The sequence below is a fragment of the Ilyomonas limi genome (assembly GCF_005233845.1).
In the GTDB taxonomy this organism is placed as follows: domain Bacteria; phylum Bacteroidota; class Bacteroidia; order Chitinophagales; family Chitinophagaceae; genus Ilyomonas; species Ilyomonas limi.
Window position 1 is genome coordinate 1 of record NZ_SZQL01000055.1, and the last position, 2,267, is coordinate 2,267.

The 2,267-nt window shown below is 48.9% G+C and carries 2 protein-coding genes; both read right to left on the reverse strand.

Features of this window, described 5'->3' with window-relative positions; all coding sequences use genetic code 11:
* A partial coding sequence (locus tag FC093_RS23485; protein WP_137264264.1) for an SDR family oxidoreductase occupies positions 1 to 972 on the reverse strand: 972 nt, incomplete at its 3' end.
* Between the two features lie 16 nt (positions 973 to 988).
* The gene (locus FC093_RS23490; protein WP_240743429.1) at positions 989 to 2,266 is read right to left on the reverse strand and encodes a nucleotide sugar dehydrogenase; all 1,278 of its coding nucleotides are present in this window, start codon (positions 2,264 to 2,266) and stop codon (positions 989 to 991) included.
* Position 2,267: the final 1 nt, after the last annotated feature.

Below are 2,267 nucleotides of genomic sequence, written 5' to 3' on the forward strand. Positions count from 1 at the left end.
CGCGTACCATGGAATAGTTAAATTCAGTCCTTCCTGTATATTTATTTGGGGCTGATAGCCGATCAGTTGCTTTGCTTTAGAGATATCGGCAAGGCTGTGTTTTACGTCTCCCTTTCGCTCCTCACGATAAACAGGGGTATTGCTGTTACCGGTGTGTGCTGCAATGTACTGCCAGAGTTCGTTCAGGGTTGTACGCTCACCATAAGCAATATTTATAACCTCATGCCGGGTAAGGTTTTCGGCAAATAAGGCGCGTATGTTTGCCTGTACAGCATTCTCTACGAAAGTAAAATCACGGCTCGTCTGCCCATCGCCGTTGATATACACACTTTCGCCTCTTAGTGCCGCTTCTGCAAATAAAGGGATAACGGCTGCATAAGGACCTTCAGGGTTTTGCTTTGGTCCAAACACATTAAAATAACGCAAACCAATAGTGTGAAAATCATATACACGGGAAAACACATCGGCATATAGTTCGTTGACCAGTTTGGTTACGGCATAAGGGGATAAAGGCTTGCCAATGGCATCTTCTGTTTTTGGTAAAGCCGGATGATCGCCATACGTGCTGGAACTGGCGGCATACACCATGCGCTGTACACCGGCATCCCGCGCAGCTACCAGCATGTTTACAAAGCCGCCCACATTTACATCGTTGCTGGTAATGGGATCATGGACAGAGCGCGGCACCGAGCCTAGTGCTGCCTGGTGTAATACATACTGCACGCCTTTGGCTGCCTGGTGGCAGGTATCTGCATTACGTATATCACCTTCTATCAGTTCAAAGCTGGAGAGCGGTAAATAATCCTGCAGATTGGTAATGCTGCCGGTGCTGAAGTTGTCGAGTACGCTTACCTTACCGGCGTTGTACTTAATGAGATATTCAACAATATTGGAGCCGATAAAGCCGGCACCGCCTGTTACCAGAAAAGAGCTGTTGCTGATATTGCGGGGATGAAAAGGTTGCTGATACATACAATGGATTGATTTTTTAGAGTCGGGCATCTACTACTTCTTTATTGAGGACGGATTTCACATCAAAGAGCACACACGGTTTATTGCAGATGTTCTTTATCATCTCATAGCTGAACTCCTGATGTGCCACTGCCAGCACTACTGCATCATAGTGGCAGCCCTGGGGCAGTTGCTGCATGGTGGCTATGCCATACTCGTGCATAACAGCCTGAGGGTTTGCCCACGGGTCGTACACATCAACCTGAATGTGATAAGCCTGCAGGTGCGTGATGATGTCCACCACCTTGGTATTTCTTACATCCGGACAGTTCTCCTTAAAGGTAATCCCCAGCACCAAAGCTCTGCTGCCTACCACCTGCATTCCTTTTTTCACCAGCAGTTTAACCACCTCCCCTGCTATATAGCTGCCCATGCCATCGTTGAGGCGGCGACCAGCCAGAATAATCTCGGGATGGTAGCCTACTTCCATGGCTTTCTGTGCCAGGTAATAGGGATCTACCCCTATGCAATGTCCGCCTACCAGCCCGGGCTTAAAGGGCAGAAAGTTCCACTTGGTGCCAGCGGCAGCCAATACTTCTCCGGTATCCAGATCGAGGTGGCGGAAGATCTTCGCCAGCTCATTAATAAAAGCAATATTGATATCACGCTGGGCATTCTCTATCACCTTGGCTGCTTCTGCTACCTTTATAGAGGGTGCCAGGTGGGTGCCGGCAGTGATAATGCTGCCATACACCTCATTGACAGCCTGTGCTGTTGCGGGCGTAGAGCCGGAGACGACCTTCTTTATCCTGGTTACGGTATGTTCCTTATCGCCGGGGTTAATGCGCTCGGGTGAGTAGCCAACAAAAAAGTCGGCATTAAACCGGAGTCCTGATGTTTTTTCAAGAATGGGGACGCACTCCTCTTCGGTTACACCGGGATAGACGGTAGATTCATATACAACGATATCTCCTTTTTTGAGGCATTTGCCTACCGTTTCGCTGGCTTTGATCAGCGGGGTAAGATCAGGACGGTTGTACTTGTCCACGGGTGTGGGTACGGTAACGATAAAGAAGTTCGCTGCCGGCAAATCATCCGGCTGATTGCTCACAAACAATCCTGCTGCTGTTGTATCCTCATTGTTACTTTTCAATACGCTTTGCAAGGTGTGGCTGCATACTTCCAGGGTGTAATCATTACCCGCCCGTAATTCCTGCACCCGCCTGTCATTTACATCAAAACCAATGACGGGGTACAACTTCGAAAACTCGACCGCCAGCGGCAGCCCTACATAGCCTAAACCAATTATGGCAATC